This is a genomic window from Streptomyces sp. NPDC057939, assembly GCF_042887545.1.
Classification (GTDB): Bacteria; Actinomycetota; Actinomycetes; order Streptomycetales; family Streptomycetaceae; genus Streptomyces.
In genome coordinates, this window is record NZ_JBHVPG010000001.1 from 67,350 (window position 1) to 84,991 (window position 17,642).

Sequence of the window (17,642 nt, forward strand, 5' to 3'; positions counted from 1 at the left end):
TGTTTCACGTGAAACAGCGGGCCGTGACCGTACGGGGACTCGGGGGCGCCGGCCGGTTCAGCCGCGCTTCACCTGGGCCTTCTGCTGCATGCCCCTCGTCTTGGCGGCGACCGACTGAACGTCCCTGACCGCGGCCTTGGCACGCGCCTCGGCCGCGGTGTTCTTCGCCATCGCACGCTCGGAATCCTGGTGGCCGTGGTGACCGCCGCGCGCCTTCTTCGCCATGATCAACACCCTCTCGTCAGCGATCGGCGTACGCCCACCACCATGCGCCCGTTCGGCGCAGTCGGCATCTCGACGCGTCAGCGACGCCGGTACGGCAAGAATGGAGGGCATGACCAGCGACAGCGATGTGACCCCCGGCGACACCCCCGAGACGCGAGAGATGCCCGACTGGGAGAAGCGCTTCCGGGCTCCGCGCGTAGGCCTGCCCGAATGGGCCGAGGACGCCCCGGACCGCTCGCTCTTCGTCTCCAACGCGACCGGCACCTACGAGCTCTACGCCTGGGACCGCGCCACCGGCACCCAGCGCCAGGCCACCGACCGCCCCAACGGCACCACCGACGGAACCCTCTCCCCCGACGGCGAGTGGATCTGGTGGTTCTCCGACACCGACGGCGACGAGTTCGGCACGTGGGTACGCCAGCCCTTCGCCGGCGGCGCCGACGAACCCGCCACCCCCGGCCTGGAGCCCTCCTACTCGGCGGGCCTGGCCATCGGCCGGGACGGCACGGCCGTCGTCGGCCGGTCCACGGACGAGGACGGATCGACCATCCACGTCGTCCGGCCGGACGGCAGCGCCCCCACCGTCGTCTACCGGCACCGCGAGTCCGCCGGTGTCGGCGACCTCTCCCGTGACGGCACCCTCCTCGCCATCGAGCACACCGAACACGGCGACGCCATGCACTCGGCGCTGCGCGTCGTCACCCTCGACGGGTCCACCGTCGCCGAGCTCGACGACTCCCGCGGCTGCACGGAGGAGCTCGGCCTGGAGGTGCTCGGCTTCGCGCCCGTCGCCGGGGACACCCGCCTCCTCGTCGGCCACCAGCGGCGCGGCCGTTGGGAGCCGATGGTCTGGGACGTCGGCACCGGCGCCGAGGAGGACCTGGCGATCGAGCTGCCCGGGGACGTCAGCGCCGAGTGGTACCCGGACGGTTCCGCCCTGCTGATCGCGCACAGCTTCGAGGCGCGCAGCGAGCTGTGGCGCTACGACCTGGCCGCGCGGGAACTCGTACGGGTGGACACGCCCCCGGGGTCGGTGTCGGGCGCGACGGCCCGCCCGGACGGCACCGTCGAGTACCAGTGGTCCTCGGCGGCCGAACCGGCCTCCGTCCGCTCCACCGCCGGTGTCGTCGTGCTCGACCCGCCCGGTTTCCGGCCGCCGGGCTCGGTGCCGGTGGAGGACGTGTGGGTGGACGGCCCCGGCGGTCGCATCCACGCCCTGGCCCAGCGCCCGACGGGCCACGGCGAGGGCCCCTTCCCGACCATCTTCGAGATCCACGGCGGGCCCACCTGGCACGACAGCGACTCCTTCCTCGCCACTCCGGCCGCCTGGCTGGACCACGGCTTCGCCGTGGTCCGGGTCAACTACCGCGGCTCCACCGGCTACGGCCGGGAGTGGACCGACGCCCTCAAACACCGCGTCGGCCTGATCGAGCTGGAGGACGTCGCGGCCGTCCGGGAGTGGGCCGTGGCCTCCGGCCTCGCCGACCCGGACCGCCTCGTCCTGTCCGGGGGGTCCTGGGGCGGCTACCTAACCCTGCTCGGCCTCGGCACCCAGCCCGACGCCTGGGCCGTGGGCCTGGCCGGCGTCCCCGTCGCGGACTACGTCACGGCGTACCACGACGAGATGGAGGCCCTGAAGTCCCTGGACCGCACGCTGTTCGGCGGAACCCCGGAGGAGGTACCCGAACGCTTCGAGGCCTCCTCGCCGCTGACGTACGTCGACGCCGTCACCGCGCCCGTGCACATCGCCGCCGGGGTCAACGACCCGCGCTGCCCGATCCGTCAGATCGACAACTACGTCGACCGCCTCGCCGCCCGCGGCGCGGTCCACGAGGTGTACCGCTACGACGCCGGACACGGCTCGCTGGTCGTCGAGGAACGCATCAAGCAGGTCCGCATGGACCTCGAATTCGCCCTCAAGCACCTGAAGCGCTGACACCGGACCCCTTCGGGCCCCGCCGCACCCGCCCCGCCCCGGCCGCCCCCGGCCGGCGGGGACGGGTTGCGGGCCGAGCCCCGGAGGCGGGCCCGCCCCGTACCCCCCGTACGGTGGTGGGGTGCACCGGTTTCTCCTGACCCCGCGTTGGTGGGGGATCAACGTCTTCGTCGTTCTCGCCATCCCCTTCTGCCTGTTCATGGGGTCCTGGCAGCTCGGCCGTTTCGAGGATCGCGTCGGCAGCCACCGGGAGGCGACCGCGGAGCGGCCCGCCGACCTGGCGGCGGCCCCGCTGGACTCGCTGCTGCCGGTGACCACGGAGACCTCCGGACGGCTCGCCTCCACCGCCGGGGAGTACGGGCGCCAGCTGCTCGTCCCCGAGCGCCGGCTCGACGGCGAGCAGGGCTTCTACGTGCTGACCCTGCTGCGCACCGACTCGGGCAGGACCGTCCCCGTCGTACGGGGTTGGCTGCCGGGACCGGCGGACGCGGCGAAGGCCCCGGCCCCGCCGACCGGGCGGGTCGAGGTCAGCGGAGCCCTGCAGTCCTCGGAGAACTCCGGGACCAAGGGCGTCCACTCCCAGGGCGGCCTGCCGGAGGGGCAGCTCGGGGTGATCGGGTCGGCCACGCTGGTCAACCTGGTGCACGATCCCCTGTACGACGCCTGGCTGACGGTGCAGACCCCCGTCGACGGGATGACCCCGGTCCCCGCGAAGGCCCCGAACAACACCGGCCTCGACCTGAAGGCATTCCAGAACCTCGGCTACACCGGCGAGTGGTTCGTCTTCGTCGCCTTCGTCATCTTCATGTGGTTCCGGCTGTACCGCCGCGAGGTGGAGACCTTGCGCGACGCCGAGGCCGGACTGCTGCCGGCCGCCCCGGTCGCCGCCTCCGCGCGGGCCACGACCGGTGAACCCGTCCGGGACGTCGCCGAGGTACCCGACGTCCCGGACGCGTCCTCCGCTACGGCGCCGCCGGCGCGATGATGCCCGTCCGGTAGACCGTTCCGCCGCAGGCCGCCGGGATCGTGGTGTGCGTGACCGGAGCACCCGCCAGCGGCGTGCTGGGCGTGTGGGACACCTCCACGCCGGCCGGGTCCGGCGCCGTGGAACCGCTGAGCGGGTCCGCCGCCGCGGCCGGGCTCGCGCCCGCCCCGCTCGCGGCCGCGGGATCCGCCGAACCGGCCGGACCCTGCGCCGGACCGCCCTGCTCGACGGGCTTCCCCGAGGGGTTCGGCGTCGACGCGGGACAGGACTCGGCCGTCGGCACCCAGGCGAAGCGCACCTCGTAGGCACTGTTCGGGTCGAGCACCAGCTGGGGCGTCTCGGTCGACGGGGCCGGCAGCAGCCCGCTCGCGGGATCCCCCTCCCGGTGGCCCGTCACCGTCACCGCGGGGCCCTGCGCGGGCGGGGTCGTCGCCAGTGACGTGGCCGTCACCCGGTCCGGGCCGGTGACGGTGCAGCCGCGCGCCGACACGTTGGTGACCTTGAAGCTGCCGTACACCTTGCCGTCGCTCTCGGGAGCGCGGGCGCTGCCGCGCACGCCCAACTGCTCCGAGGTGCAGGCCGGGACCGTTCCGGGGGCCGCCACCGGGGGCGTCCGCTCGATCCCCGGGCCGGAGCCGGTCGCCGCGCCCGCGGTGGCGGTGCCGGACGGGCCGGCCGTAACGCCGCCGGACGCGGTTCCGTCGGCCTGCGGCGATGGCGATTCGCCCGTGCCGTCCTGCGGCGTCGGGCCGGTGGACCGGGTCGGCCTCGGCTGGTTGCCGGCCCCGGCCCCGTTGTGGCGGGGCTCCCCGGGATCCTCGGTCTTCCCGCCCTGTGCCTGACCGTGCCCGGCCATCGCCGAGTGGTCCGTGGTGGTTCCCTGCCCCCCGCCCAGGTGCAGGGCCGCCGGAACCGCGGTGGCGGCCAGCAGTACGGCCGCTGCCGCCCCGACGACGGCCTGGCGTTTGCGGGCCCGGCGGGCGGGCACCGCCTGGCGCAGCCGCTCCAGCGCGCCCTCGGAGGGCTCCAGGCCCTGGACGGCCCCGGTCAGCAGGCTCCGTAGGGCCTGTTCGTCACCGTCGTGCCCGGCGGTTCCCGCCGGGTCGGTCGGATTCTTGTGGTCGTCCGTCATGACTGCGCAGCCTCCATCGCCACCCTCAGCGCGGCAATGCCCCGCGAACCGTACGCCTTGACCGAGCCGAGCGATATGCCGAGCGTCTCGGCGACCTGGACCTCCGTCATGTCCGCGAAGTAGCGCAGCACCAACACCTCGCGCTGTCGGCGCTGGAGTCCCCGCATCGACTTGATCAGGTCGTCGCGTTCGAGCTGGTCGTAGGCGCCCTCCTCCGCGCTCGCCATGTCCGGCATCGGCTTCGAGAGGAGCTTCAGGCCGAGGATGCGGCGGCGCAGCGCGGAGCGCGAGAGGTTCACGACGGTCTGGCGCAGGTAGGCCAGGGTCTTGTCCCGGTCCCGGACCCTGTTGCGGGCCGAGTGGACGCGGATGAAGGCCTCCTGGACGACGTCCTCGCAGGAGGCGGTGTCGTCGAGGAGCAGCGCGGCCAGGCCGAGGAGCGACCGGTAGTGGGCCCGGTAGGTCTCGGTGAGGTGATCGACTGTGGTCCCCGCGACGACGGGCTTCTCGGCGGCGGCCTGTTCGGCGGCCGACGTCCCGGTGGCGGACTCCCCGGTGCCGGGTGCCCCGGTCGCCGTCGTGTCCGCGGGCGTGCCGACCGCACCCGCGCTATCGCGGGGCGAGGGCACGCGGCCGCCCGGGGTCGGCAGGGCGGAGGGCGTGGCGGGCGGGGCGCCGGCCGGCGGTACGGGAACGATCACGGGGAAGCCGCCGGGTGTGCCGGCGCGTCGCCGCGACGGGACGATTCCGGTGCGTGCGGGTACGACGGCGAAGTCGAGCAATGCCTCTGCCACGCCCTTTGGACACGTATCCCTCCGTCAGGGTTGTACGCGCGAGGCAGAGTCCTTTGCGTTTTTCTCGTTGCCCTCATGCGTACCCGCTCTTCCCGGTTGCCCCGTTTGTCCAGGCGGCAGTCGGGCCATCACCTTGATCAAGGGATCGCCACCGATCCTACAAAGCGATTTACGCGAATTCACCCGCGATGAGTTCCGAGATCTGAGCGGCATTCAGGGCGGCGCCCTTGCGCAGGTTGTCGGCGCACACGAAGAACTCGAGGGAGCGGGTGTCGTCGAGCGAGCGGCGGACCCGTCCCACCCAGGCCGGATCCGTCCCGGCGGCGTCCGCCGGCGTCGGGAACTCCCCCGCGGCCGGGTCGTCGACGAGGACCACCCCGGGCGCGGCCTCCAGGATCTCCCGGGCGTGCACCGCGTCGACCTCCCGCTCGAACCGGGCCCGCACGGTGAGGGAATGGCCGGTGACGACGGGAACCTGTACGCAGGTCACGGCGACCGGCAGCGCGTCCAGTTCGAGGATCCGCCGGGTCTCCGCCCGTACGGCCAACTCGTGCGAGGACCAGCCGTCCTCGCACAACTCCCCCGACCAGGGGACGACGTTCAGCGCGAGCGGCGCGGCGAACGGACCGGTGTCCTCGCCGACGGCCCGACGGACGTCCCCGGGCTGCTCGCCCAGGGAGGTTCCGGCGACGAGCGACAGCTGGCGGCGCAGGGCCTCGGAGCCGGCCCGGCCGGCCGCGCCGGCTGCCTGGTAGGAGGAGACGGCCAGGTCGGTCAACGCGTACTCGGCGTGCAGCGCGCCCAGCGCGGCGATCATCGCGGCGGTGACGCAGTCGGGGCCGGCGACGATGCCGCGCGGCCGGATCCGTACGGCGTGGCCGTTCACCTCGGGCACCACCAGGGGCACCTCGGGGTCGTCCCGGAAGGCGCCGGAGCGGTCCACCACGACGGCGCCGCGGGCGGTCACCACGGGGGCCCAGCGCGCCGAGACCTCGTCCGGGGTCAGGAAGAGCACGACGTCGCCCACTCCGAGGCCGTCGAAGGCGTCCTCGGTGAGGGCGATCACCTCGGTCTCCTCGCCGCGCACGGTCAGCACGCGGCCGGCCGAGCGCGAGGAGGCGATCAGGCGTATCCCGCCCCAGATGTCCGCCCGTTGGGACAGGATCCGGAGCAGGACCGAACCGACCGCTCCGGTCGCCCCGACCACGGCGAGCGCCGGGCCGGAGGACCGGGGCAGGTTCATCGTCCGGTGCCTCCGTAGACGACGGCCTCGTCGCTGTCGGAGTCGAGTCCGAACGCCGTGTGCACGGCGCGGACGGCGTCGTTCACGTCGTCCTGGCGGGTCACGACGGAGATGCGGATCTCGGAGGTCGAGATCAGCTCGATGTTGACGCCCGCGTCGGACAGCGCCTGGAAGAACGAGGCGGTGACGCCCGGGTTCGTCTTCATCCCGGCGCCGACCAGCGAGATCTTGCCGATCTGGTCGTCGTAGCGCAGGGAGTCGAAGCCGATCTGGCCCTTCGCCTTCTCCAGGGCGTCGATGGCCTTGTGGCCCTCGGCCTTGGGGAGGGTGAAGGAGATGTCCGTGAGGCCCGTGGAGGCCGCCGAGACGTTCTGCACGATCATGTCGATGTTGATCTCGGCGTCCGCGATGGCGCGGAAGATCGCCGCGGCCTCGCCCGGCTTGTCCGGGACCCCGACGACGGTGATCTTGGCTTCGGAGACGTCGTGCGCGACTCCGGAGATGATGGCGTGCTCCACCTGCGCGTCCCCTTGCGGATTCTCGTTGCTGACCCAGGTGCCCGGCAGTCCCGAGAAGGACGAGCGGACGTGGATCGGGATGTTGTAGCGGCGCGCGTACTCGACGCAGCGGTGCAGCAGCACCTTGGAACCGGAGGCCGCGAGCTCCAGCATGTCCTCGGAGGAGATCCAGTCGAGCTTCTTGGCCTTCTTCACGACGCGGGGGTCCGCGGTGAAGACGCCGTCGACGTCGGTGTAGATCTCGCAGACCTCGGCGTCCAGCGCCGCGGCCAGCGCCACGGCCGTGGTGTCCGAGCCGCCGCGGCCGAGGGTGGTGATGTCCTTCGAGTCCGCGGACACGCCCTGGAAGCCGGCAACGATGGCGATGTTGCCCTCGTCCAGCGCGGTGCGGATGCGGCCCGGCGTCACATCGATGATGCGCGCTTTGTTGTGCACCGAGTCGGTGATCACGCCCGCCTGGCTGCCGGTGAACGACTGGGCCTCGTGGCCCAGATTTTTGATCGCCATGGCCAACAGGGCCATGGAGATCCGCTCTCCGGCGGTCAGCAGCATGTCGAACTCACGCCCGGCAGGCATCGGGGATACCTGCTCGGCGAGATCGATCAGCTCGTCCGTAGTGTCGCCCATCGCGGAAACCACGACGACCACCTGGTGGCCGTTCTTCTTGGCATCCACGATCCGCTTGGCGACGCGCTTGATGCCCTCGGCATCGGCTACGGAGGAGCCTCCGTACTTCTGCACGACAAGGCCCACGTGCGCTCCTCGCTCGGTTCGTCTCATTTTCCGGATGCAGTCTAACGAGCGGCCGCGATACGACCGCCTCGTGCCACATCATGAGACGAAAGGATCAGTGGACCGGTTGCGCCCGCGGGCTCCGCCAGGGCCGCCTCGCGGCCCCTCACGTACGGCCCAGCCCGCCCAGTTCCTCCGCCATGACCCGCCCGGCCTGCTCCGCCAGATCGTCCTCGGTGATGTCCTCGTCCGTGTCCAGCCCGTCCAGGGCCGCCAGCGGCTGGTCGAGGCGGACGTGCGCGATCAGCGACTGGAGGGCGCGCAGCGTGGCCGAGGCCGTCGGACCCCAGTTGGTGAAGTACGAGAACTGCCACCACCACAGCGCCTCGGTGATCCGGCCGGCCTGGTGGTGGATGAGGCCGTGCCGCAGGTCGGCGACCACATCGGCCAGGTCGTCGGAGATGCGGTGCGGGACGGGGGCCTTGCGCGGCTCGTACGGGTCGAACACCTCGGAGTAGACGTCGACCGGCTCCAGCATGATCGCGAACCGCTCGCGCAGGTCGTCCACGTCCGGCTCCGGGCCCAGGTCGGGCTCGTAGCGCTCTTCGGGCAGGACGTCCTGGTACGCGCCCAGCCGGCCGCCCGCCAGCAGCAGCTGGGACACCTCCAGGAGGAGGAAGGGCACGGCACTGTCCGGGTCCTCGCCCTTGGCCACCATGGTGACCGCGACGATGAACGACTCGATCTGGTCCGCGATCGAGGCGGCGAAGTCGTCCGGATCCTGGCCGAGGGCGTGCAGCGTTGCGTCAGACATCGAGAAGTCGCCTTCCTTCAAAGGCCCGCCCGAGCGTGACCTCGTCCGCGTACTCCAGATCTCCCCCTACGGGGAGCCCGCTGGCCAGGCGGGTGACCTTGAGGCCCATGGGTTTGATCATGCGGGCGAGGTAGGTGGCGGTCGCCTCGCCCTCCAGGTTCGGGTCGGTCGCCAGGATCAGCTCGGTGACCGTACCGTCCGCCAGGCGCGTCAGCAGCTCCCGGATCCGCAGGTCGTCCGGGCCGACGCCCTCGATCGGGCTGATCGCGCCGCCGAGGACGTGGTACTTGCCCCGGAACTCACGCGTCCGCTCGATCGCGACGACGTCCTTCGACTCCTCGACCACGCAGATGACCGTGGTGTCGCGGCGCGGGTCGCGGCAGATGCCGCACCGCTCCTCCTGCGCCACGTTCCCGCAGACCGCGCAGAAGCGGACCTTGTCCTTGGCCTCCAGCAGCGCGTGCGCGAGGCGGCGGATGTCGGTCGGCTCGGCCTGCAGGACGTGGAAGGCGATCCGCTGCGCGCTCTTGGGCCCGACGCCGGGCAGCCTGCCCAGTTCGTCGATCAGGTCCTGGACCACGCCTTCGTACAACGGACTGCCTTCTCTCGGTCGGTATCGGGTTCGCGGGTGTCGGGTCGGTCGGTGTCGCGTCGGGGCGGTCGGGCGGCCGCGTCGCTCGTGCGGCGTGCCGCCGGTGGCGCCCCGGCGCTAGAACGGCAGGCCGGGAATGCCGCTGCCGCCGCCGAGCATCTGGGCGAGCGGACCCATCCGCTGCTCCTGGAGCGCCCGGGCGTTCTCGTTGGCCGCCTGAACCGCGGCGACCACCAGGTCGGCAAGGGTTTCGGTGTCCTCCGGATCAACGGCCTTCGGATCGATCACCAGTGCGAGCAGTTCACCGGAACCGGTGACGGTCGCCTTCACCAGCCCGCCGCCGGACTGGCCCTCGACCTCCGCACCGGCCAGCTCTTCCTGAGCCGCGGCGAGGTCCTGCTGCATCTTCTGGGCCTGCTGGAGCAGCTGCTGCATGTCGGGCTGGCCACCACCGGGAATCACAGGGCACTCACTCCTTCGGAACGCTTGGTCAATCCGAGCCTACGTGGTCCCCGCGCGGCGCGCCCTACGCCGGGAGGACCAACTCTTTCGAGTGAGAGATACGGCGTGCGCGTCCCTGCTGGGGCCCTCCGTGCGGGCGGAAAACCGGGGATTCGTCGTCCATCGCGCGTCATTCGAAGGTAGGAAGAGCATGCGCACCATTACGCACACGCGCACCACCACACGTCAGCGCAGGCAGAGGGAGTGCCGGGTGAGTCAGCCGGAGATGCAGCCCGAGGGGCCACCCCGGGATCCCGCAGAGGACGGCGACGGCGACCTGACCGGCCGGCCGTTCCCGCTCGGGGACTGGGGCGAACCCGCCGAGCGGCTCGACGAGCTCTACCGGCGGGTCGAGGCGGACGCGCTGCGCACCGCCGAGTGGTACCTGTCCGACCGGGCGTGGAAGCGCCGCGGGGCGCGAGCCCTGCGGGTGGGCGCGGCCGCGGGCGCCGTCACGGGCGCCGCGATGCCCCTGCTGGAGCTGACGGGCTCGGCGCCGGGCGCGTCCGCGTACGGGTACCTGTGCCTGCTGTTCGCCGCCGCCTGCCTGGCCTGCGACCGGTTCTTCGGGCTCACCTCGGGGTGGATGCGGGACGTGGCGACCGCGCAGGCCGTGCAGCGGCGCCTCCAGACGCTCCAGTTCGACTGGGCCTCCGAGAACGTCCGCGAGGTGCTGGGCCCGACCGAGGGCACCGCGAGCGAGGCCGCCGAGCGCTGCCTGACGGTGCTGCGGCGCTTCTCGGAGGACGTGACGGAGCTCGTGCGCTCGGAGACGGCGGACTGGATGGTCGAGTTCCGCGCGGGCCCGGCCCCGCTGGTGATGCAGTCCCTGGGCGGCTCCGTCGGCCGCCCCGACCCCGGCGTCCCGCCGGCCCGTTTCCCCCTGCCCCCGGGCACCCGACCGAACATGCCGCGCCAGCGTCCTCCGGAGCAGCCGCGGTGAGGTCCGGGGGCGCATAGGCCCGGACGGAGGGAGTGCGGGGCGGTGCGCCCCGCACCGCCCCGCGGTCGGGTGCCGGCCGGTCGCCCGGCTCAGCTGAAGATGATCATCGATCCCTGTCCGAGGCTGCGCGTGGCCGCCGCGTGCAGCCCGAGCCACACGTGCCGCTCCCGGGCGAAGGGGCTCTCGTCGTACGGGATCGGCCCCGCCGACTCCTCCAGCGACGTCGGCCGCCCCGGCGGCGCCGGCGCGGCGGGCGGGTTCCCCGGGTCGATCCCGATCGCCGGGGCCACGACGGCCAGCTCCCGCAGCAGCCCCTGCGCCGAGCCCAGCGGTCCGCCCCCGGCCAACAGCTCCTCGTTGGCCAGCGGAGCCGCGAAGTCCACCGGCACGTAGGCCCCGGCGTGGTCGTAGTGCCACACCAGGTGGGACTGCTGCGCCGTGGGCTCGAACATCTCCAGCAGCTGCTCGTAGTCCCCGCCCAGTTCGTCCACCGGCGTCACCGGCAGACCGCAGATCTGCAGCAGGTAGGCACGCCGCAGGAAGTGCAGCGCGTCGTAGTCGAAACCGGCCACGGGGGCCACGTCCCCGCTGAGGCCCGGCATGTACGCGAACACGGGGACGGACGGCAGACCCGCCTCGCCCAACGCCTTGTCGTACGAGGCGATTTCTTCCGCGAAGGGATTGTCGGGGCTGTGGCACAGCACATCGACGAGGGGGACCAGCCACAGGTCACAGGCCACGCGGGCTCCGATCGGTCGGATCAGTCGTGTCGACTGCCACTGATCCCGCCAGCGTAGTGCGCCGGACACGCTCCGCGAAGGGGTGCGCAAGGACCCGGGGTGAGCGGTGCCCACCGGCGGGGCGGGGCCGGGGCCCGGCCGGCGGTACGGCGCCTTGACGCGGGGGCTCAGAGCCCGGCGGCCCAGTCCAACCCGTGCTGGTTGTAGGCGCGCACGATGCGCCGCACCTCGTCGGCGTCGGCCAGCGTCACGGCCTCGACCAGCTCGTTGTGCCCGTCCCAGAGCGCCGTCCGCAGTTCCGGCGCCCCCTGGAGGTAGGGCACGGAGAAGACCCAGCACTGCACCCTGATGCGGTGCAGGAAGTCGGATATGTACGTGTTCCCGACCAGCCCGCTCAGCTCCCGCCAGAACCGCAGGTCGTAGCCGATCAGCACTTCGAGCGAGCCGCTCCGCGCGGCCTTGCGCGCCTCCTCGGCCCGGCGGCGCACCGACACCAACATCTCGCACGCGCCGGGTGCGGTGCCGCGCTCGACGAGCCGGCGGAAGATGCCGTCCAGGATCAGCGTCCGCGCTTCGATCATGCCGACGAAGTCGTCGACGGAGTAGACGCGGACGCGGAACCCCCGGTGCGTGGCGGACTCCAACAGCCCTTGCGCGGCGAGGTCCACGAGGGCCTCGCGCACCGGCGTCGCCGACACCTCGTACTGCTCGGCGATCTGCTTGACCGTGAACTCGGTACCCGGCGGAAGACGCCCCGCGAGCACCTCGTCACGGAGCGCGTCCGCGATCTGTTGCCGAAGGGTGTTGCGGGTAACACCTCCGCTGCCTGGCATAGGGGTCCGTCTCCTCCATAGATCTTCGGACACCTTAGGCCAGGCAGCGCGGCCGAAACCGAACGGTTTACGCGTCGGTAAGGAGCCGCGTGCCGACGCGACATGGTCGGCACGCGGCCGGTATGCGGATATACCGCCCGTTATCCGGACGCTCAGGAACCGACCGTGTGCCGGTCCGCGACCGTCAGCGCGTCGTCTAGGAGCGCCAGCCCCTCCTTGGCCTCGGCCTCCGTGATCGTGCACGGCGGGACGACGTGCGTCCGGTTCATGTTGACGAACGGCCACAGCCCGGACGCCTTGCAGGCCGCCGCGAATTCGGCCATCGGTGCGTTGGCCGCGCCCGCCGCGTTGTAGGGGACGAGCGGCTCGCGCGTCGCCTTGTCCCGTACGAGTTCCAGCGCCCAGAAGGTTCCCAGACCCCGGACCTCGCCGACCGACGGGTGCCGCTCGGCGATCTCGGCGAGCGCCGGGCCGATCACGTTCTCCCCGAGGTGGGCGGCGTGCTCGACGATGCCCTCCTCCTCCATGGTGTTGATCGTCGCGACGGCCGCGGCGCAGGCCAGGGGGTGTCCGGAGTAGGTCAGGCCGCCCGGGTAGGGGCGTGTGGCGAACGTCTCGGCGATGGCCGCGGAGATGGCGACACCGCCGAGCGGGACATATCCGCTGTTGACCCCCTTGGCGAAGGTGATCAGGTCCGGGGTGACGTCCCAGTGATCGGCGGCGAACCACTTGCCGGTCCGACCGAAGCCCGACATCACCTCGTCCAGGATGAAGACGATCCCGTGCCGGTCGCAGAGTTCGCGCACGCCGGCCAGGTAGCCGGCGGGCGGGGTCATGATCCCGGCGGTACCGGGCACCGACTCCAGGATGATCGCAGCGACGGTCTGCGGGCCCTCGAAGGCGAGGGTGTCCGCGAGGTGGGCGAGCGCGCGCTCGCACTCCTCGGCCTCGGTGGTGGAGTGGAAGGGCGAGCGGTAGAGGAACGGGCCCCAGAAGTGGACGACACCGGCCGAGGCGGTGTCCGAGGGCCAACGGCGCGGGTCGCCGGTCAGGTTGATCGCCGCGGCGGTGGCGCCGTGGTACGAGCGGTACGTGGAGAGCACCTTCTGGCGACCGGTGTGCAGCCGGGCCATCCGTACGGCGTTCTCCACGGCCTCGGCGCCGCCGTTGGTGAAGAAGATCTTGTCGAGGTCCCCGGGGGTGCGCTCGGCGATGAGGCGTGCGGCCTCGGAGCGGACGTCCACGGCGAACCCGGGCGCGAGGGTGCAGAGCCGGCCGGCCTGCTCCTGCACCGCCGCGACCACCTTGGGGTGCTGGTGGCCGATGTTGGTGTTGACGAGCTGGGAGGCGAAGTCGAGGAAGCGGTTCCCGTCGTAGTCCCAGAAGTACGAACCCTCGGCACCGGCGACGGCGAGCGGGTCGATCAGGGCCTGGGCGGACCACGAGTGGAAGACGTGAGCGCGGTCGGCGGCCTTCACGGTCGCGCCGGTGACATGAGGGGTCATGCGTTCACGCTAGAAGTGCGCAGGTGGGAAGGGATATCGGCGGACTGTATGGGGGTGGGGGGCCGTCCTCGGCAGTCTGTCTGCCGCCCGGGAGCCGGCGGCTCCGCGCCTGGCTCGACTCTTGACAGCATGCTGACGCAATGACAGTCTATTGTCATCTTCACCGCACCTCAGGTGCTCCTGATCCCGGCACTGCTCCGGCGGGGTCGGGGGTCGGCACCGACCGGCACCGCTTTTCCACTCCTTGCTCCTTGCTCCTTGCTCCTTGCTCCTTGCTCCTTGCTCCTTGCTCCTTGCTCCTTGCTCCTTGCTCCTTGCTCTTCCGTGCTCATCAACGCTGCTGGAGGCGACCACCATGAGCGAGACCCCGCGCAAGCCCGTCCACCTCGCCGTCTACGACACCTACGCGGACTGGGAGACCGGCCACACCACCGCGCACCTCACCCAGCGCGGCCACGAGATCCGCACGGTCGGCCCCGCCGCCGGACTGCCGGTCACCACGATGGGCGGCCTGCGCGTCCAGCCCGACCTGGCGCTCGCGGAACTGCGCCCCGAGGACTCCTCGCTGCTGATCCTCACCGGCGCCTCCCTGTGGGACACCGGTGACGAGCTGGCCCCGTTCGCGGCGAAGGCCCGGGAGTTCCTGGCCGCCGGGGTGCCCGTCGCCGCGATCTGCGGAGCCACCGCGGGACTCGCCCGCGCGGGCGTGCTGGACGGTCGGCGCCACACCAGCGCCATCTCCTTCTACCTCGCGGGGCAGCCGGGCTACGGCGGCGCGGAACAGTACGTCGAGGCGGACGCCGTCACCGACGGCGACCTGATCACGGCCGGTCCGACGGAGCCGGTGGCCTTCGCCCGCGAGGTCTTCGCCCGCCTCGACGTGTACAAGCCGGACGTCCTGGACGCCTGGTACCGGCTGTTCCACCACTCCGACGCGAGCGCCTACCCGGTCCTGATGGCGGCGGAGGAGTCCGGCGATGCCTGAGCCGCTGCCGCGGGTGGAGGGGGCGGAGGCGGGTGTCGGGGCCGGGGCGGGTGTCGGGGCCGGGAACGATCCGGCGCCGGCCGCGGGCTCCGGGGCGGCCGGGCTGTCGCTGCGGGCCCGGCAGGACCTGCTGAGCCGTACCGCGCTCGGGATCTTCCAGCTGAACGGCCAGTTCCTCGCCGTCTCGGAGGAACTGGCCCGCCCGGCCGGCCTCACGGCCGCGTGGTGGCAGGTCCTGGGCGCCGTGCTGCGGGAGCCGCTGTCCGTCGCGGGTGTCGCCCGGTCCATGGGCATCACCCGGCAGAGCGTGCAGCGCATCGCGGACCTGCTCGCGGCGAAGGGGCTCGCCGAGTACGTGCCGAACCCGGCCCACCGGCGCGCGAAGCTGCTCCGCCCGACGGAGGAGGGCCGCGCCGCCATCGCCCGCATCCACCCCGGCCACGCGGACCTCGCCACCCGCCTCGCCGAGGAACTGGGCGAGTCGGCGTTCGCGGAAACGGCCCGCGCCCTGGAACGCCTCTCGACGGCCCTCGCCGCGATCACCTCGCCGCCGGACGCGTAGGAGGGCGTGGGGCGTTGCCGCCGGGGCGGGTCGGAGCGACTCCGGGCGGCGCGGGTCGGCTCTGGTCGGGGCCGGGCGCATCCATCGTCTCGGGGCGGGTCGTGTCCGGGTCCGGTCCGGTCCGGTCCGGTCCGGTCGGATCATCTCGGGGCGGGCCGGGCGGGCCGGTGCCGGCACGGTGACACGTACGGGCTGTACCGGTCCGGGGGACGCAACCGTGCGGGCGGCCGGAACCGTCCCTCCCCCTGCGGAGCCCACCGCATTACGCTCGGCCCGTCCGGCCAGTGTCAGGGGGAAGGACCACCCCGCGATGGAACAGCTGCACCCCGCCGACCCGCACCACATCGGCCCCTACCGCCTCCTGTGCCGACTCGGCGCCGGCGGCATGGGCCAGGTGTACCTCGCCCGGTCCGACCGGGGCCGTACCGTCGCCGTGAAGCTCGTCCACCCGGCCCTGGCCCTCCACGAGGAGTTCCGCAGCAGGTTCCGTCACGAGGTCGCCGCCGCCCGGCTCGTCGGCGGGGCCTGGACGGCGCCCGTGCTCGACGCCGACACCGAGGCCGACGTCCCCTGGTTCGCCACCGGCTACATCGCGGGCCCCAGCCTGCGCCAGGCCGTGAGCCACGACTTCGGTCCCCTCCCCGTCCGTACCGTGCGGGTCCTGGCGTCCGGCCTGGCCCGCGCCCTCGGGGACATCCACCGCGCGGGGCTCATCCACCGGGACCTGAAACCGTCCAACGTCCTGCTGACCGTCGACGGCCCCCGCGTCATCGACTTCGGCATCGCCCGACCCCCACAACGCCCCCCGGGCGATCCCGACGCGGGCCTCACCCGGACCGGGCAGCTCATCGGCTCCCCCGGGTTCATGGCCCCGGAACAGGTGCTCGGCGGGCCGATCACCCCCGCTTGCGACGTCTTCTGCCTCGGCGTCCTCCTGGCGTACGCGGCCACCGACCGGCTGCCGTTCGGGGACGCGCAACAGCCGGGCGGCGACGCCGGGCTGCTGCTGCGGATCATCGAAGCGGAACCGGATCTGGACGGCGTACCGGCGGAGTTGCGCCCGCTCGTGGCCGCCTGCCTGCACAAGGACCCCGCCGCACGGCCGGATCCGGCGGAGGTGCAGGCGCGGATCGGGGCGGGGGACACCGTCGTCGCCGACGGGCGGGCCCCGGAGCCGTGGCTTCCGGCGCCGCTGGTGGCGCAGCTCGGTCGGCACGCCGCCCAGCTCCTGGACCGCGAGCACGGGGGCCCCGACCGGGCCCCGCAGTCGGCGGAGGCGGAGGAGCCGGAGGAGCCGGAGGAGCCGGAGGAGGCATGGGTACCGAGAGCGCCGACCCCGCAGATACCCGGGACCACCGGGATGCCTCGTACGGCACCTACCCCTCAGGTACCGGCCACCCCTCGGTTACCGCCGCCCCTTCAGGCACCTGGGACGCCCGATGGGTCCGCCCCGGCTGCTGGGGCCGCGCCCCCGTACGCGCTGCCGGTCGCACCCGCTCCGACTCGGCAGCCTCCCGCCCGCGCCCAGGAGCCGCCGACCGCATCGTCCTCGGACACGTCCCGCCCGCACGTCGCGTCGACGGTGTTCCTGCTGGTGGTCGCCGTCATCGTCGCCATCGCGGCCGGCGGCTCGGTGTACGCCGTCATGAGCGCGGAACCGGAACGTCCCTCCCCCGACCCGACCGCCACCGCGTCCGTGGGCGGCTCGGGCACCCGGTCCGATCCGCCGACGGGGAGCCGTGGCGCGGAACCGTCCGGCGGCCGAGCCGCAGCGCCCGGCACCCTACCTGCGGCGTACACCGGTACCTGGCGTGCCGCCCACGGCTCCTCGACCTGGCACCTGACCCTCGTCCCCGGCTCGGTGGGGGATCCCGTCATGGCCCTCCGCGTCTACAACCCGGGGTACGTCTGCTCCTGGCGGGCGCCCCTGCGCAAGGGCCCCGATCCGGTGGAGCTCGACGCCTCCACCGTCGACCCCGGCAGCCCTCCCACCTGCACTTCCGGCAGTCGGAGCCGGTTGCGCCTGCTTCCCGACGGAAACCTCCGGCGGGAGCTGGAGGAGTCATCCATTCCCCCTCTCACGTATCACCGGGAGTAGTCCGGGGCGGATTGTGTCGAAGTCAATAAGCCTGCAAGCAAGGCTTGTTGCGCAAGAGGAGCCCATCGCACACTGCGGCACATGGAGCCGTTGAAGGTAGTGGCACAACTGTGGGAGCTGATCGAGGCACGCGACTGGGACGGCGTGAGCGGGCTCATCGCCGAGGACGCCGTCATCGAATGGCCGGTCAGCGACGAACGGATCGTGGGCCGGGCCAACTTCATCGCGGTCCTCCGTGACGAGGGGGACGCCGGGGACGCGGGCGACGGGGGTGGTGACGAGAGGACCACCGGACAGGTCGAGGTCCTGCGGATCCTCGCCGACGGGGACCTCGTCGTCACCGAGGTGGAGATCCCCGAGGACCACGTCCTCTACCGGGCCGTATCCCTGTGGACCGTGCGCGACGGGGAGATCGTCGGAGCCCGCGAGTACTGGACCAGCCCCGGCCAGGACCCCGCGCCCCGCTGGAGAGCGGGATACGTCGAACCCCTGGTGGCAGACTGA

The 17,642-nt window shown here is 72.6% G+C and carries 18 protein-coding genes; 7 read left to right on the top strand and 11 right to left on the bottom strand.

The genetic code is table 11. The annotated features are described in order from the left end of the window. Positions 1–57: 57 nt before the first annotated feature. The gene (locus ACFVS6_RS00285; RefSeq protein WP_389699713.1) at positions 58–225 is read right to left on the bottom strand and encodes a hypothetical protein; all 168 of its coding nucleotides are present in this window, start codon (positions 223–225) and stop codon (positions 58–60) included. 109 nt (positions 226–334) lie between these two features. Here ACFVS6_RS00285 and ACFVS6_RS00290 point away from each other — a divergent pair, with 109 nt between their 5' ends. Together ACFVS6_RS00290 and ACFVS6_RS00295 are read left to right on the top strand one after the other, a co-directional pair. Next, on the top strand, positions 335–2,161 hold the full coding sequence (locus ACFVS6_RS00290; protein WP_389699714.1) for a prolyl oligopeptidase family serine peptidase: 1,827 nt from the start codon (positions 335–337) through the stop codon (positions 2,159–2,161). Between the two features lie 121 nt (positions 2,162–2,282). Then, positions 2,283–3,146, top strand: a complete 864-nt coding sequence (locus ACFVS6_RS00295) for an SURF1 family protein (RefSeq protein WP_389699715.1) — start codon at positions 2,283–2,285, stop codon at positions 3,144–3,146. Here the strand turns inward: ACFVS6_RS00295 and ACFVS6_RS00300 are convergent. The 7 genes from ACFVS6_RS00300 to ACFVS6_RS00330 all read right to left on the bottom strand — a co-directional run bounded on the left by ACFVS6_RS00300 (position 3,124) and on the right by ACFVS6_RS00330 (position 9,433). Next, positions 3,124–4,278, bottom strand: coding sequence for a hypothetical protein (locus tag ACFVS6_RS00300; protein WP_389699716.1), 1,155 nt, complete (start codon positions 4,276–4,278; stop codon positions 3,124–3,126). The two genes, ACFVS6_RS00295 and ACFVS6_RS00300, sit on opposite strands and share 23 nt — an antisense overlap. Continuing rightward, positions 4,275–5,072 (bottom strand): SigE family RNA polymerase sigma factor, encoded by a 798-nt coding sequence (locus ACFVS6_RS00305; RefSeq protein WP_389699717.1) that lies wholly within the window; start codon positions 5,070–5,072, stop codon positions 4,275–4,277. Before ACFVS6_RS00305 ends, ACFVS6_RS00300 begins: the two co-directional genes overlap by 4 nt. Positions 5,073–5,241: 169 nt before the next feature. Further along, positions 5,242–6,315: an aspartate-semialdehyde dehydrogenase gene (locus ACFVS6_RS00310; protein ID WP_389699718.1), complete on the bottom strand. Its 1,074-nt coding sequence runs from the start codon at positions 6,313–6,315 to the stop codon at positions 5,242–5,244. Beyond that, a complete protein-coding gene (locus tag ACFVS6_RS00315) occupies positions 6,312–7,586 on the bottom strand; it encodes an aspartate kinase (RefSeq protein ID WP_319192213.1) in 1,275 nt (424 codons plus the stop codon). The genes ACFVS6_RS00310 and ACFVS6_RS00315 overlap by 4 nt, the downstream gene beginning before the upstream one ends. 145 nt (positions 7,587–7,731) lie before the next feature. Further along, entirely contained in the window at positions 7,732–8,379 is a 648-nt protein-coding gene (locus ACFVS6_RS00320; protein WP_385582619.1) for a DUF5063 domain-containing protein, read from the bottom strand. Then, positions 8,372–8,971, bottom strand: coding sequence for a recombination mediator RecR (recR, locus tag ACFVS6_RS00325; RefSeq protein ID WP_319192216.1), 600 nt, complete (start codon positions 8,969–8,971; stop codon positions 8,372–8,374). Before recR ends, ACFVS6_RS00320 begins: the two co-directional genes overlap by 8 nt. Positions 8,972–9,088: 117 nt before the next feature. Beyond that, positions 9,089–9,433 (bottom strand): YbaB/EbfC family nucleoid-associated protein, encoded by a 345-nt coding sequence (locus ACFVS6_RS00330; protein WP_389699719.1) that lies wholly within the window; start codon positions 9,431–9,433, stop codon positions 9,089–9,091. Positions 9,434–9,683: 250 nt separating this feature from the next. Here ACFVS6_RS00330 and ACFVS6_RS00335 point away from each other — a divergent pair, with 250 nt between their 5' ends. Continuing rightward, positions 9,684–10,415, top strand: a complete 732-nt coding sequence (locus tag ACFVS6_RS00335; protein ID WP_389699720.1) for an SLATT domain-containing protein — start codon at positions 9,684–9,686, stop codon at positions 10,413–10,415. An 89-nt stretch (positions 10,416–10,504) separates the two neighbouring features. Here ACFVS6_RS00335 and ACFVS6_RS00340 read toward each other — a convergent pair whose 3' ends face one another. The 3 genes from ACFVS6_RS00340 to ACFVS6_RS00350 form a co-directional block, all read right to left on the bottom strand. After that, positions 10,505–11,155 (bottom strand): hypothetical protein, encoded by a 651-nt coding sequence (locus ACFVS6_RS00340; protein WP_388890779.1) that lies wholly within the window; start codon positions 11,153–11,155, stop codon positions 10,505–10,507. Positions 11,156–11,322: 167 nt separating this feature from the next. Further along, positions 11,323–11,988, bottom strand: coding sequence for a GntR family transcriptional regulator (locus ACFVS6_RS00345; RefSeq protein ID WP_389699721.1), 666 nt, complete (start codon positions 11,986–11,988; stop codon positions 11,323–11,325). Between the two features lie 152 nt (positions 11,989–12,140). Then, positions 12,141–13,493 (bottom strand): aspartate aminotransferase family protein, encoded by a 1,353-nt coding sequence (locus tag ACFVS6_RS00350; RefSeq protein WP_389699722.1) that lies wholly within the window; start codon positions 13,491–13,493, stop codon positions 12,141–12,143. Positions 13,494–13,848: 355 nt separating this feature from the next. Here ACFVS6_RS00350 and ACFVS6_RS00355 point away from each other — a divergent pair, with 355 nt between their 5' ends. From ACFVS6_RS00355 to ACFVS6_RS00370, 4 genes are all read left to right on the top strand, one after another. Continuing rightward, positions 13,849–14,478: a type 1 glutamine amidotransferase family protein gene (locus ACFVS6_RS00355; RefSeq protein ID WP_389699723.1), complete on the top strand. Its 630-nt coding sequence runs from the start codon at positions 13,849–13,851 to the stop codon at positions 14,476–14,478. Then, the gene (locus ACFVS6_RS00360) at positions 14,471–15,040 is read left to right on the top strand and encodes a MarR family winged helix-turn-helix transcriptional regulator (RefSeq protein ID WP_389699724.1); all 570 of its coding nucleotides are present in this window, start codon (positions 14,471–14,473) and stop codon (positions 15,038–15,040) included. Before ACFVS6_RS00355 ends, ACFVS6_RS00360 begins: the two co-directional genes overlap by 8 nt. A gap of 310 nt (positions 15,041–15,350) precedes the next feature. Then, positions 15,351–17,138 (top strand): protein kinase, encoded by a 1,788-nt coding sequence (locus tag ACFVS6_RS00365; RefSeq protein WP_389699725.1) that lies wholly within the window; start codon positions 15,351–15,353, stop codon positions 17,136–17,138. A gap of 81 nt (positions 17,139–17,219) precedes the next feature. Then, positions 17,220–17,642, top strand: a complete 423-nt coding sequence (locus tag ACFVS6_RS00370; protein WP_389699726.1) for a nuclear transport factor 2 family protein — start codon at positions 17,220–17,222, stop codon at positions 17,640–17,642.